The 14,533-nt window shown below is 43.2% G+C and carries 12 protein-coding genes and 2 pseudogenes; 5 read left to right on the top strand and 9 right to left on the bottom strand.

Annotated elements, in window-relative coordinates; all coding sequences use genetic code 11:
- Positions 1-448 precede the first annotated feature (448 nt).
- Entirely contained in the window at positions 449-1,195 is a 747-nt protein-coding gene (locus tag DLE54_RS05380) for a hypothetical protein (protein ID WP_110816505.1), read from the top strand.
- A 163-nt stretch (positions 1,196-1,358) separates the two neighbouring features.
- On the opposite strand, the pseudogene DLE54_RS05375 reads toward DLE54_RS05380, so the two are convergent.
- From DLE54_RS05375 to DLE54_RS05360, 4 genes and pseudogenes are all read right to left on the bottom strand, one after another.
- Positions 1,359-2,486: pseudogene (locus DLE54_RS05375) on the bottom strand (iron-containing alcohol dehydrogenase); the annotation flags it as partial.
- Positions 2,487-2,504: 18 nt separating this feature from the next.
- A complete protein-coding gene (locus tag DLE54_RS05370) occupies positions 2,505-3,611 on the bottom strand; it encodes an RNA-guided endonuclease InsQ/TnpB family protein (protein ID WP_110816503.1) in 1,107 nt (368 codons plus the stop codon).
- 381 nt (positions 3,612-3,992) lie between these two features.
- Positions 3,993-4,919, bottom strand: a complete 927-nt coding sequence (locus DLE54_RS05365; protein WP_011960333.1) for a bestrophin family protein — start codon at positions 4,917-4,919, stop codon at positions 3,993-3,995.
- Positions 4,920-5,078: 159 nt separating this feature from the next.
- On the bottom strand, positions 5,079-5,444 hold the full coding sequence (locus DLE54_RS05360; protein WP_110816502.1) for a nuclear transport factor 2 family protein: 366 nt from the start codon (positions 5,442-5,444) through the stop codon (positions 5,079-5,081).
- Positions 5,445-5,674: 230 nt separating this feature from the next.
- Between DLE54_RS05360 and DLE54_RS05355 the strand changes: the two genes are divergently transcribed.
- Both DLE54_RS05355 and DLE54_RS05350 read left to right on the top strand, forming a co-directional pair.
- Positions 5,675-6,796, top strand: a complete 1,122-nt coding sequence (locus DLE54_RS05355; protein WP_110816501.1) for a multidrug resistance efflux transporter family protein — start codon at positions 5,675-5,677, stop codon at positions 6,794-6,796.
- A gap of 164 nt (positions 6,797-6,960) precedes the next feature.
- A complete protein-coding gene (locus DLE54_RS05350; RefSeq protein ID WP_110816500.1) occupies positions 6,961-7,674 on the top strand; it encodes a 3'-5' exonuclease in 714 nt (237 codons plus the stop codon).
- Between the two features lie 102 nt (positions 7,675-7,776).
- Here DLE54_RS05350 and DLE54_RS05345 read toward each other — a convergent pair whose 3' ends face one another.
- From DLE54_RS05345 to potA, 5 genes are read right to left on the bottom strand one after another with little or no spacing between them, the layout of a single operon-like run.
- Positions 7,777-8,463: a DUF1345 domain-containing protein gene (locus DLE54_RS05345; RefSeq protein WP_110816499.1), complete on the bottom strand. Its 687-nt coding sequence runs from the start codon at positions 8,461-8,463 to the stop codon at positions 7,777-7,779.
- A 9-nt stretch (positions 8,464-8,472) separates the two neighbouring features.
- Complete coding sequence (locus tag DLE54_RS05340; RefSeq protein ID WP_110816498.1) at positions 8,473-9,597, bottom strand: extracellular solute-binding protein; 1,125 nt, start codon at positions 9,595-9,597, stop codon at positions 8,473-8,475.
- 9 nt (positions 9,598-9,606) lie between these two features.
- Positions 9,607-10,383 carry a spermidine/putrescine ABC transporter permease PotC gene (gene potC, locus DLE54_RS05335; RefSeq protein WP_011960327.1) on the bottom strand — a complete coding sequence of 259 codons (777 nt, stop codon included), beginning with the start codon at positions 10,381-10,383 and terminating at the stop codon, positions 9,607-9,609.
- Positions 10,384-10,392: 9 nt separating this feature from the next.
- On the bottom strand, positions 10,393-11,295 hold the full coding sequence (gene potB / locus DLE54_RS05330; RefSeq protein WP_197708914.1) for a spermidine/putrescine ABC transporter permease PotB: 903 nt from the start codon (positions 11,293-11,295) through the stop codon (positions 10,393-10,395).
- Positions 11,288-12,436, bottom strand: a complete 1,149-nt coding sequence (potA, locus tag DLE54_RS05325; RefSeq protein WP_011960325.1) for a spermidine/putrescine ABC transporter ATP-binding protein PotA — start codon at positions 12,434-12,436, stop codon at positions 11,288-11,290. The genes potB and potA overlap by 8 nt, the downstream gene beginning before the upstream one ends.
- Before the next feature lie 414 nt (positions 12,437-12,850).
- Between potA and DLE54_RS05320 the strand changes: the two genes are divergently transcribed.
- Entirely contained in the window at positions 12,851-13,837 is a 987-nt protein-coding gene (locus DLE54_RS05320; RefSeq protein WP_110816497.1) for a glutathione S-transferase family protein, read from the top strand.
- Between the two features lie 311 nt (positions 13,838-14,148).
- Positions 14,149-14,372: pseudogene (locus tag DLE54_RS12105) on the top strand (transposase); the annotation flags it as partial.
- Positions 14,373-14,533: the final 161 nt, after the last annotated feature.

Genomic DNA, 14,533 nt, shown 5'->3' with positions numbered 1-14,533 from the left:
GCTAATTTTACTCAATACAAAAGATTACAAAGTACAAAAACCACAATAACAAAAACTCTCTGACTGCTTATTGCTTATTTTATAATCTTTGTTAAAATTAGAGCGCTGATCAAGCGTATATGTGTATGTTGCTATCAGCCGCTGTTAACTATCTCTGGTTATCTTTTTTAAGGTTTGGCCGGTAATGTAACGCGTTATAGTTAAAAAACGCTTTATCATTAGCTTTATCATTAAAAAATACTTCGTTTTAAGTTGTTGCTCCATCTCATTTAATAAACCAATTAACTGACTAAGACAGCCCCTCCTTGCTTTTAGGAGCGCTTTGGCTGGCCTTGTTTGACGCTAAAAAATGACATTTTTGCTATTTTGGCCCGTCTATTTACGCTTACCTTGCGGTCTGGTGTTAATTGGTTCTTAACCCATCTAAAAGTTAATAAGTGAGATGACGATGAGAGTACATGACTATGAATATGACGAAAAACTAGTTATTGAAGATTTTTTCAATAACACCCTTCCTAAATTCCCCTTTGAGGTTTTGGCGTCACCTTATCATCAAATTGATAAGCATAACTTGAGCAACATTAAGGATCTGTGCCGCCATATTATCGACCCCTACTCTTATGCAGGCGAAATTCCTGCTGCGGTGGACCGGTTTTTGAATAATTTGGCCACCAACTGGCCGCCCTACTTCTCCACTTTTGAATATACCATCATCCAAAGCCAAGGGTACATCGCTTTGATGTATATCTATGATGTCTCGTGCGCCAATTTTGAGTCCACTATAGTGCTCTATACCCGTCAGTACTTGAGCCTAAAAGGTTATATGGATAATCCTGAGGGTGACGACTTTTTTTGTATTCTACCGGTGATTATCACACCGCCCAGTGTGATCAACAATGAGGATGAGAGCCTCAATAGATCTTATCGCTTTATAGAGCTGATTAAAAATGCCAACTTGCATAAGGTGGTGATAGTGGCGCTCAATGGGGCACACTTGGTACTGGGCTTATCTGAGATACTCACTTTGAGCTATCAAGGCTTTGAGATTAACCCGCCGCCTAATGATCCCAGCCGAAGACGCTCTTTGTCACATATGGAGCCTGAAGAGTATATGAATGCCATTGAATGTTGGGGATTAGATAGGGTGATTTTGCCACCGGCTATCTTTGAGGTGCCTGATACCTATAAGAGTTAGCAGCCGCGTGCTGCAATTGAGCCTATTATCGCCAGCTCAATTTTAATGACCCAAAAAAGGCAAGATAAAAGGCAGAAGAGACTTAATCCATTAGGTCTAATCTGCCTTTTTATATGCCCCCTATAACTGATTTGCTACGTTGATAAGAGCGGGTGAAAGTAGACTATGAGCGCGCTTCAAAGGCATCTTCAAAGATACCCACGATTTGTTCATGAGTGGCTTGAATTGGGTTGGTGAGGCCGCACACATCTTTTAAGGCATTAGTGGCCAGCTCATCGAAATCTTCACGTTTTACGCCAAGCTCTTTTAAAGACTTAGGAATATTAACAATATCTGCCAGTTTTTTAATCGCATCAATGGTATCTAGACCAGCAAGATTGGCGTTATTATCACCCAATACTTTACCAATCACATCTAGCCTGTCTTTGGCCGCTGATTGGTTAAAAGCTTCCACATGTGGCAATAGCAGTGCATTACACACCCCATGCGGTAAGTCATACATACCACCTAACTGGTGCGCCATAGCGTGCACGTAGCCCAAAGAGGCGTTGTTAAATGCCATCCCTGCTAAGAACTGAGCGTAGGCCATGTCTTCACGAGCCTGCATGTTTTTAGGCTCAACTACTGCCGTAGGTAATGCCTGAGCGATTAGCTCAATGGCCTTTAGAGCGCAAGCATCCGTAATGGGACTGGCCGCGGTAGATACATAGGCCTCAACAGCGTGAGTTAACGCATCCATACCGGTTGCTGCAGTCAATCCTGCTGGCATGTTAGACATAATGCCTGAGTCGTTAATAGACAGCATGGGCGTTAAATTGCTGTCAACAATGGCCATCTTAATGTGGGTTGACTCATCGGTGATGATACAGAATCGAGTCATCTCAGTGGCAGTACCTGCGGTGGTGTTGATGGCCACCAAAGGCAGTGTCGGCTTGCTAGACTTATCTAATCCTTCATAGTCTTGAATCTTGCCACCATTGGTAGCCACGACAGCTATCGCTTTAGCGCAGTCATGCACTGATCCGCCACCAAGAGAAATCATTAAGTCTGCCTCGAATGTTTTTAGCTCAGTCAGACCTGCTTCGACGTTTGCCACAGTGGGGTTGGGCTGAACCTCGGTGAACAGCTTAATCTCGATGCCCTTTGATTCTAGCGGCCCCGTAATCTGCTTTACGACCCCAATTTCTTCCAGAATCTTATCGGTTACAACAAATACTTTTTTGCAATTAAATCTTGCCAACTGCTCAAGACCTTTTTCTAATGCGCCTTCCCCAATTAAGTTATTAGAAGGCTTGACTTCCTCCCCTCGCTAAACCGAGGGGATTGCTACAACTAGACGGTCAAGCCCGACCGCAAGGATGTTCTTAGCAGCATTGATATCTCTATCATGCCATGTGCCACACTCAGCACACCTCCATCCCCTTATTCCAAGACCTGCTCTACCTTTTGGACTACTATCACTTATTTTAAGACAGTGCGAACAGGTTTGGGTAGTGTAACTCTCATTCACTATTTCAAGCTGACAACCTGCATACTTGCATTTATATTCCAGTTGTCTTTTGAGTTCAAACCATCCTGCATCGTATGTTGATTTAGCTAGGTTGGTCATCGAATTGGTAAATGAGCGTGATTTAACATCACCAACCACAATTAAGGCATTATCCTTAACTAATTGGGTGGTGAATTTGTGTATTGCATCTAATCTTGAGTTTTTAATTTTGGCATGGATTGCTTTGACTCGCTGTTTGTTTTTCGCTCTTTGAGCTATTGCAAGCTTTTTAGCCCACTTTTGCGTTTGTTTGGTTGTCAGCTTGTCACCGTTTGAGGTGGTAGCAGACTGCTTTAAGCCTAAGTCAATACCAACGCTGCCTTTGCCACTTGCTTGTCTAGGAAAATCTTTGACGGTAATACAGGCATACCAACGATTACGGCTGTCTTGCACTATCTCAAGCGTATTGATTTGATACAAAGACAAATTGTAGCTATCGAATACGTCTATGATAAGCTTTTGACCTTTACAGAGCGATAGCTGTATGGTTGATTTCAGTGCTTTCTTCCCCGTTTGTCTGGTATGTAGATACTTGATAGCAGACTTTTTAAAAGGTATCCAACCAAGCGATTTGCGTTTGGCATCGGGTCGGTTGGTTCGCCAATTAAGTTTGGCTTTTTTAAACTGCTTACGAGATTTGGCATGAGTTTCGTTAATGGCTTGCAAAGTTTGCGAGTGCAAGCCTAAATACTCTCCACTGCCTTTGGTGTATTGGCTTAAATCATAGGCCGAAAAGTACTTACCTGTGCGTCTTAAATGCTCAAAGCTTAACACATTAACATAGTTCCACGCATAGTTAACACTCCCAGCTAGTTTGTTTAGCTGGTTTGCATGTTTGTCTTTGATGCGTAGCTTGAGTGTTTTCATAGGGTTAGTATGGCGAGGTTAATTTTAACTTGCAATACTTTAAGTACTAATCACGACAGTGTGTGTCGCCTTATATCCGCCCCCTGAAGTGGGTGGTTTTACGGCGATCGGTGATAAAAAATTGTGATAAAGCCATGATAACTTCCCTATTAGTTTGTTTTTTGTTTTTAGTAACACTCAATACAGAGTACAGGCATCTGTACGCATACCTCATACTGAAGCTGCGCTGGATAATATAACAGATGTACACTGAGATTTGGAAGGGGGTATGGCTTATAATTTAAAATATATTTTTAAAATTACTTATATCCACATTTTTATAATTAGAATCAGAGTAGTTGCTATTAAGCGGGTTGCTTGATTATGCTGACTGTTTAATGATTAAGGCAGGTAACCATTCTCAGGCAGCAGTTCAGGGGGAAGATTATCCTCGCCCAGTGCTTCAAGCAAATTTCGCTCAATGGTGCGTGATAAAGTGGTTAAAGGCAGTTGATTGGCCGCTTCGCCAAAGGGGTCTGTTATTTCTTCATTGAGCGCATCTAAACCAAAAAAGGTATAGGCAATCACACCACAGACAAAGGGCGTCACCCAGCCTAGCGAGGTGGCCAGCCCGAAAGGCAACATGAAGCAGTACAGATACGTGGTTCGATGCACCAGTAACGTATAGGCAAGTGGCAGCGGCGTCTTATCAATACGCTCACAGGCTGATAGCACCACAGTTAATGAGGTCAGTCTATCATCCATGTTTTGGATCATAAGATCTGAGGTAAGGTTGTCTCGCCGGCAAGCGCCCAGCTGTTGGCCCAGTAATCTCAATAAATACTCAGGTAAATTGCCAGCTTCACGCATACCAGCGTGATACTCAGGTGCCACAAACCTCTCAACATCCGCCCAAGGTGAGCTCTTACGCAGCCTATGACGCAGCGCATGTGTGAAAGCTATGGTCAGATTCACCATCGTATGCTGCGCCTGTTGAGCGCCTGGTTGTGTGTCATCGATAAAAGACATCACTTGACGGGTAAAGCTGCGCGACTCATATACCAGCTGGCCCCACAAGGTTCGAGCCTCCCACCAACGCTGATAACTGGCATTGTTGCGAAATCCCAAAAACAAGGACAAAGCTATCCCCATAAGGGTAAAAGGCGCGGCACTATAAGAAGAAAACGAGCTTGGAATCCAGTGTTGAACTGCGGAGATTATGGTACTGATTAAAATGATAAACAGTACTTGGGGATAAATATGAGGAATAATGGAGCCACGTAGCGTAAACAGTATCTTAAATGCATTGGGTTTTTGCAAAACGAGCATAATAACGTTCCTGTTGCGCTAGGATAAATGGACGCGGCGCTTAGCTTACAGATAATTTTTTAGATGTCTATTTTAGCATTAAAATTTTTGTCATTTAAAAGATGAGATAATATCCCATATATTTAAAGACCAACCTATGAGCCGAAGCTCACAGTTAAATCACTTAGTAAAAGGCGTGCCCTGATACATAAAAAACTTAAACTCATCACCCCGCTTTTTCCAAATACAGAGGGCGCGGTTTTTCAAAGAGATAGGCTGGCCATCAACTAAGACCTGCGCATAAAAGTCACCGGTAACCATAACATAATCCTGCATATCGATGACCTGATTGATCTCATAATCAAGCTGTTGATACTCATAGAACCCAGACTTAAGTTTTTGTAAATACGAAGACAAGTCATCCATCGCACCACTGCTGTGCACATAGCGTAAATCGGCATCACACAGTGCAGCAAACTCATCATACTGTTTATTTAGTAAATAGTTAAAACGCTGTTGTTCAAGCTCGCTAATTTGTTGTTCCATAACTTCCTCTTTAACCTAATTTTCTTTAATGTCAATTTAGCTTTCAATATGGCGAATTTTAAGCTTATTTTATTATAAAAAACTTTCCCATTACGCACTGTTGCAGATTTTATATTGGTAATATTTTAGTTTGGCCTGCTTATTTTTTATTTGATTTAAGCCAGCTATTGCAGTTGGCCAAAAGTCAGATAAACTGTCATAAACGACATAAACAACCAGGATGGGCTATAGTGGTAAAACTGATATTATTGGGGCTTTTAGCAGGGGCATTTTTTAGCTCAACCTTTGTCATCAATGAGCTGATGAGTAGTGTTGGTGGACACTGGTTTTGGTCTGCCAGTTTACGCTATGTGTTTATGCTGCTGCTAGTCTCGGCCATTATTATCGCTCAGCACGGCATGGGACGCCTTAAACAGCTGACTGAGCTGTTTCTGAGAAACCCTATGTTTTGGTGCATCACAGGTGGTATTGGCTTTGGTATATTTTATGCCGGCATCTGTTATGCCGCTGATCACGTCAGTGGTTGGGTGGTCGCAGCCACCTTTATGTTTACTGTGGTGAGCAGTTTATTTATCTTAATGGCATTTGGTCAGCGCTTTGAGAAAAAGATATTTGTGTACGCTTTTTTAATCTTTTTAGGGGTGGTGTTAGTTAATTTAAGCGAAGGCCTAAATGCCGATACTCAAAACCAAGCGCCCTTGTTTGACATCTTAGTGTATGGTGCCCTGCCAGCACTCATCGCCGCGTTTAGCTACCCGCTTGGTAATCAGCTGGTATGGCAAGCTTCCTCCAATGCTAAGCTGTTCTCTGCTTTTTATGCAGATATGGCAGCAGAGGAGCTATTAGTAGCTACTGGCACTGATACTGGCACTGATACTGGCACTGATACTGGTACTGGTACTGGTACTGGTGCTCATAATAATGCGAAGACGCACCCTGTTACGGATAGCCGGGTCACTCGTTATCTTACTGCTAAAATCCCCTCATTTGATACCTTACTGCTGCAAAGCTCATTTAATAAAATATGGCTAATGACGCTCGGTAGCCTACCCTTTTGGTTGATTCTGGCAGTGATCATACAGCCCCCTTTACCTGCCGCTTCTCAGGTTTTTAATACTTTTTTGGTGGCATTATTGGCAGGTGTGGTAGCCACAGGACTATTTTTGTATGCCCGTGAAGAGGCCAAAACATCCAGTGAAGTGGCCGGCGTGGATGCCACTCAAGCCAGCGAGGTTATCTTTGCTTTAATTGGCGGTATGTTTTTATTAAACAATGCTCTACCTTCTGCGCTTGGCTTAGTGGGCGTGGCGATCATTATCTTAGGCCTGGTGTTATTTGCCAAAAACAACTGAACTAGGCAAGGCTATTTTAGTATAAATTGTATAAACCAGCGGTTAGAGTAACCGTTGATCTTGTCTTTGAGAGCACTGCTCGTGGCAACAAATTGATAAAGATGTCATCACCTTAGCTTGATTTGTCATTATAATGTAGTAAATCAAACTTAGGCCTATTTATTATGACCACTTATATTTTAGACACCGAAACCACAGGGCTGGTAGATCCACATATGACGGAAGCGGCCTATAGCATTATTGCCATTAATAATGCAAAAATCGAGGTTATCCAAGCCCCCCGATCCAAGCGCTTCAATCCACTAAAACCGATAAGCTTGGGCTCTATGGCGACCTCACACATTTGTGATGAGGATGTGGCTCATGAACCGCCACACACAGAGTTTCGTTTGCCAAACAGCGTCGAATACCTAGTCGGCCATAACATAGACTATGATATGGCGGTACTAAAAAATGCCGGCGTCACCCACACGCCCAAGCTCATTTGTACCAAAGCAATGTCAAGCTATCTACTGCCGACTCTTGAGAGTCATAAACTGGTATCACTGCTGTATCACTTTCACCGTCAAGTGGCACGCGAGCAAGCCAAGCACGCGCACGCTGCTATTTATGACATCTATTTTACCCAGCTAGTACTTGGCAGCTTAATTGAGCTTGCCAATAGCCAAGGTCATAACATTACAGATGTTGAAAGCTTGTATCAATTTAGCGAAATGGCGCGCATCCCTACTCACTTAAGCTTTGGTAAATATAAAGGCCAAGCCATTACTGAGTTAGCCGCAAGCTCTGATGGCGCAGGTTATCTAAAATGGCTTATGGGTCAAGACAGCATAGACCCTTATTTGGCTGAGGCTTGCCAGCAGGCACTCAACTCTTAAGCCACTAGCGGCGCTTTTGGCATCGATAAACTAAACACAATAATATCAGCTAGATGAATAACAGCACCGGCCATATCACCCATCGATCTTATCCCATCGGCCTTATAAATAGGCGGCAATGATATTAATCAGTAACGCAATAATACTAAGGTTAAAAGCAAAGGCAATAATTGAGTGTAATATGGCCAATTTGCGGCCTTTAAGGGAAGTAAACGTAACATCTGCCGTTTGCCCAGAGGTGCCTATTGCCACAGCACAGTAAAAAAAATCGACATATTTAGGTGGCTCGCTGGTACTGGGTGTACTTTTATCTATATCCAAGCTCATTTCAGGAAAGGCCAGCGGCAAGCGTTGGCCTTTTTGTTGTTCAGAAAAATACAAATAAGCATACTGCAGCGCAAATACCACTTGAATCATCAACCAGGCAATAAAAATAGTGGCTATGGTCAAAATCAGGCTCAGTACTAATGTGATATCTTTATAAGTCTCAGCCAACTGAGTTTGCCGAGCGATGGCATAGACACAGATGAAGCTTGAGACTGTGATTAAAGATAAAATAAAAAAGGTGCTTTGCCGAGTACTGCTTAAATGCTTATGCAGGGTATCATGTCTCATCATCACAATAATGCTGGCAATAAATGATAGCACGGTGATATCCCAACCGATAATCAGTGCCGCACTCAATGAGACGTGCCACGTTAGGTGGACCACGCCACCCATCAGGGCACCTATTAGTAAGCTGACTAATAAGCGCCAATGGTGATTAAGCAGATGGGATAAAGCGCTCATTATGCCGGCCTACATATCGACCTTGAGTCGGTCCCAATATTTTTGATACAAGGCCATTGTGGTATCGCCAACATCTTCTCGGAACAAAGCGTGACCAAGTAAGTCATCGGGAGGATAGATAATTTGGTTATTGGCAATATCTGCAGGCATCAGCTTCTTGGCGCTTTCATTAGGTGAGCCGTAACCGATCTCTTCACTAATAATGGCGGCATTGTCTGGGCGCAGTAGATAGTCGATAAAGGCGTAGGCATTTTCGCGGTTTTTGGCATTTTTGGGAATGGACATGTTATCCATCCACATAATCACCCCTTCTTTGGGATACACAAAATCAAGCTCAGGCATGCCCTGATCTTGCGCCATAATCACCTCACCATTCCAGGCAAGCCCCAGATACGTCTCCCCTTCCATAAACGGCATACGCGGTGCATCTGAGTTAAAGGTGCGCACGTTGGGCATAAGCTTTGACAGCTTTTGGTATGCCGCTTCAATGTGCTTAGGGTCATGAGTGGTGGCGGGATAACCTAAGGTTAATAGCCCCATGGTAAACACATCACGCAAATCATTCATTAGCATCACCCGGCCCTCAAATTCAGGACGCCATAAGTCATTCCAAGAGGTGATACTGTTAATATCAATACGGGATTTATTGACTGCAATCCCAGATGAGCCCCACAGATAGGGCACACTAAATTTGTTTTGTGGGTCAAACGAGGCATCTAAGAAGGTAGGACTTAAATTACCAAAATTACTGAGCTTATTATGATCTATGACCTCAAGCATACTCTCTTTGCGCATCTTATCGACAAAGTCTGTACCTGGAAATATCACATCATAATCGCCGCTGCCATTCATCAATTTTAGCTTAGCATACATGGCCTCATTGGAGTCAAAGGTACTATAAATGACCTCGATGCCCGTCTCTTGGGTAAAGCCTTTTAGCACACTGTCTGAAATGTACTCGGTCCAGTTATAGACCTTGACCACGTTACCACGCGCGGTATTGGCCAAATCGGCGGTATCAGTGTCGATATTAGAGCGCTGACAGCCGGCTAGACCCAGTCCCGATAAGCCAACCAAACCTGCACCTGTCATTCCCAAAAAACGTCGGCGTGAGAATAAGTTGTTATTAGCCATCATAAATCCTTAACGTTTTTTAAGAAGTAGTAATTGAGAGATGACCAAGCCCACCAGTGAAATGGCCAATAATAAGGTACCCACCGCATTGACCTCAGGCTTCACCCCGACCCGCACCATAGAATAAATTTGTAGCGGTAAAATCTCAAAGTTGGCACCGGTATTGAAAGTAGACACCACCACATCATCCAGCGATAAAGTAAAGGCCAATACCCAGCCGGCCAATACCGCAGGCAGGATAATGGGCAACAGTACCGTACGAATCATGGTAAATTCACTGGCACCCAAGTCACGGGCGGCTTCCAATACACTATTGTCCATACTCGATAATCGGGCTGATACGGTAATCACCACAAAAGGCAGACAAAAGGTAATGTGCGCTAATAACAAGGTTATAAAGCCCAGCTCAATACCTATGATTAAAAACAGTGCCAATAGCGAGATGGCCAGCACAATCTCAGGCGACATCATCAGCACAAACAATAAGCTTTGCAGTACGCTTTTACCCTTAAAGTCATAGCGCTGAAAAGACAATGCGGTAAGCCCGCCAATCACTGTGGTAACCGTCGCCGCAACCACTGCCAACAACACTGAATTAATGGCCGCTTGAATCATAGCCTCATTGCTAAACAACTCATGATACCAATGTAAACTAAAGCCGCCCCAGTGATAACCAATCTTGGAGGCGTTAAATGAGAACACCACCATGACCATAATTGGCGCAAACATAATCAAATACATTAGGGTTAAATAGAGGCGAGACAGCCACTTCATTGAACTACTCATACAACTCCCCTATGCCACTTCATTATGATCAGTTTTGCCAATGCGTTTGCTGCTGGCGTAATAAGCGGCAATCAATATTGCCATCGTTAAGGTCAACAGCACACTCGCTGCAGCGCCAAACGGCCAGTCGCGTGCATCCAAAAACTGCGACTTAATAATATTACCCACCAACAAGTTACGTGAACCGCCTAAGATATCAGCCACATAGAACATCCCCATCGCCGGCAGTAATACCAGCAGCACCCCTGAGATAATACCGGGCGTGGTCAATGGCAATATAACGTGCCAAAAGGTTTGAAACTTATTGGCGCCCAAGTCCTTTGAAGCCAGTACAATGTCGTCTCGCAAATCGGTAAATACTGCATACAGCGGCAATACCATAAATGGAAATAACAGATACACCAGTCCGCCGATGACCGCCTTTTGGGTATATAAAATCTGTAGTGGCTCGTTAATCAGCCCAGCTCCAATCAGTGCTGAGCTTAACAGCCCGTTGGCCGCCAAAATCAGCTTTACAGCATACAAGCGCACCAGTGAGTTGGTCCAAAATGGAATAATTAACAATAGCATTAAAAACGACTGCCATTTTTTTGATACTCGGCTAATCAGCCATGCAAAAGGATAGCCTAACAGCAGACAAATCAAGGTGGTAATGGCCGCCATACTTAACGAATGCAAAAAAACTTTGACGTACAATGGGTCGATGAAGCGTAAGTAGTTCTCAACCGTTAATGGCATTGCCAAGAACTTATCTTCATCGCGGGTTAAAAAGCTTGCTAGTACCACCAATATATTGGGCAATAATGCAAAAATAACCAGCCAGGCCCAAATTACAAATAAGGTGACCCGCTGAAATAGGCGGCCATTATTTTTGCTGTGACTAATGGCATTAGATAATGTTGATTTATTCATCAGGTAAAATCCACTCCCAGCCATCAACCCAGTCTACACGCACCTCTTGGCCCAATTTATAGTTAAAATTGGGATCATCTTCGTTGAAATACTCAGAAGCCTTAACCACATTGCCATTTTGCAGACGAATCACAGAGTCTAAGGTACTGCCTTTATAAGCACTATCGATCACGTGCCCGACCAAACCTTCATGACCTTCATTGAGGTAATAAACGCGAATATCCTCTGGGCGTAGCAATAGGTTAATGCTTTGTCCCACTTGCACCGCAAATTTTGGACGCGGCAACTCACGTATCGGATGAAAGCCCTCTTTTTGCTCAGTGACCTCTACTTTTATGTGTTTATCAGCCACCTCTAGCACACGAGCTTTAAATAAGTTGGTCTCACCGATAAAGTTGGCAGTAAATAAGTTAGCTGGGGTTTCATAAATACGAATGGGTGAATCAATCTGTTGAAACTCGCCAGCTTTCATTACCGCAATACGATCAGACATCGATAAGGCTTCTTCTTGGTCGTGAGTTACGAATACGAAGGTAATACCAAGCTCTCGCTGCAAGCGCTTAAGCTCAGATTGCATCTGCACCCGCATCTTAGCATCAAGCGCAGACAAAGGCTCATCAAGCAGTAGCATTTTAGGACGGTTAACCACCGCACGCGCAATTGCAATACGCTGCTGCTGCCCCCCTGATAAGTCTTGTGGGCGACGATTTATGGTATGCTCAAGCTGTACCATTTTTAGCGCCTCTTTTACCCGAGTATCAATCTCAGCTTTGGGCACTTTTTTAAGCTTCAAACCATACGCGATATTGTCATACACATTCATATGCGGAAATAGTGCATACTGCTGAAACACGGTATTAATTGGGCGTTTTTCAGCGGGTAGATGGGTGATATCGACCCCATCTAACTGCATAGAGCCCGTATCCGGCATTTCAAAGCCGCCTATGAGGCGCAGTAGTGTGGTCTTACCACAGCCTGAAGGCCCCAGCAAAGTTAAAAACTCGCCATCATAAATATCTAAGTCGATACTTTTTAGAATCTGAGTATCATCATAGGCTTTGTTTAGCCCACGAATCTGTAGCAGCGACTTTTTTTCGGTGGCGTTGGCTGAAGCCAGTGCCGAAGTTTCATTAAGCGACATAGGAGCGATCTCATATCAGGGTATAGGTTCGTAAGGCGTTATCGTACATGAGCGACACTAAAAATCCAACATATAGCGAAGATTAATTGCAATATCAAAACAGCACACGTGTTGACTCGACAAAATCTTGATGCCTTTCACATACGCTTACTATACCTAATTATGAGCGCCTAGGTTTGATGTCTTCATCTACAAACTTTGTACGCAGCTGATTTTAAAAAATGATTCGTCGATGAGTACAGAGAAAGTATCTAAAAAACTAACAAAAAAGACATGTCACTCACAACTGTTCTATAAATAAGAACAATATATTGCCATAACGCCTGTTTATTGCTTATAAAAAATCATCTACTATAAAAGTTAGCACTTCAAGAGAAGAAATTAATTTTAATAACATTTGATAGGCATAAAGATATGGGATTATTAGTAGAAGGTAAATGGCAAAATCAATGGTATGACACCGAAGCAACAGGCGGCCGCTTCCAAAGAGACATTTCAAGATTTAGAAGCTGGGTAACCGTAGACGGCAGTGCCGGACCAAGTGGTATTGAGGGCTTTAAGGCTGAGCCTAATCGTTATCATTTGTATGTCTCACTGGCTTGCCCTTGGGCGCATCGCACTCTAATTTATCGTAAGCTAAAAGGCTTAGAGGACATGATTTCAGTCTCTGCGGTGCATCCTTTAATGCATGAGCACGGCTGGACCTTCAATGAGGGTGAAGGCGTTATCCCAGACCCAATCTTTAATGCAGATTACATGCATCAAATCTATACCAAAGCCAAATCAGATTATACAGGCCGCGTGACCGTACCTGTGCTTTGGGATAAAAAGAACAACACCATTGTGAGCAACGAATCCTCTGAAATCATTCGCATGTTTAACTCAGCCTTTGATGAAGTGGGCGCAAACAAAGACGTGAACTTCTTACCAGAGGCGCTGCGTAGCGAGATTGATGAGTTAAACGACTACATCTATCCAAACATCAATAATGGTGTTTATAAATCAGGCTTTGCTACCACTCAAGAGGCCTATGAAGAAGCGGTTGTTGATTTATTTAAGGCCTTAGATACCATTGAGGCTCGACTTGAAAAAAATCGTTATCTGACTGGTGACACCATCACAGAAGCTGATTGGCGCTTATTCACAACCTTAGTGCGCTTTGACCCTGTGTATGTCGGTCACTTTAAATGCAACATCAAACGTATCGTAGATTATCCAAACCTTTGGGGCTACTTACGTGACCTGTATCAAGTGCCTGGCGTTGCCGACACTGTGAACATGGACCATATCAAGACCCACTATTATGGTAGCCATGACACCATTAACCCAACCTTAATCGTACCGGTTGGCCCAGAGATTGACTTTATGACGCCGCATGGCCGTGAAAGTTTATCTAAATAAGACTAAGGATAGCTTGAAGCAATTGGCTTAATCCACTTAAAAACACCGCTGATTGTTACTTATTACAATACAAAATAATATTATAACAACAACTAGAACTATAAAACTCTTTCCTTCGCCCAGTCGCTGCTCTCCAGACAGTGCTACTGGGCTTTTTTTGGTCAAAATTTCGGTGTATTTACCCCACACTATTCCCCTATGTGACGATAGTTTTAACCCCTAAAACAATGTAAAGGGAGCGACAAGGAATGGAGATGTCAAGATACAGTTAAGAGAGAAAACAAATCATATTAAGCAAACTATCGCCACCGATGAACAAGAGCGTAGCAGAAGTTGCAAGAAGTGAAGGCATAGGATTACAGACCCTATATAATTGGCGTAATAAAGCCCGCGAACAAGGACAGCCCATGCCTGGAAATAAGAACACCCCTGACAATTGGTCAAGTCAAGCGAAGCCAAGCTTGCCACCATCATAGAGACCAGCAGACTATCAGAGACTGAGCTTAGCGCATACTACCGTAGCAAAGGGCTATACGTTGCAGAAATGTAAGCATCCAACAACCCCATCTTTTTCTCCGTTAAAAAATGCGAGATAGTGTCTACGATAAAATTAATCCGACCCTCAAAAGCTATATCCAACTTTTGGGGGTCAGTTCACCTTAGTCTCTGGTTTTTTACTAACTTAATAAACAGGAT

The organism is Psychrobacter sp. YP14 (genome assembly GCF_003209315.1).
Taxonomy (GTDB): Bacteria; Pseudomonadota; Gammaproteobacteria; order Pseudomonadales; family Moraxellaceae; genus Psychrobacter; species Psychrobacter raelei.
Note: the sequence above shows the minus strand (reverse complement) of the source record. Positions and strands in the feature narration are given on the sequence as shown.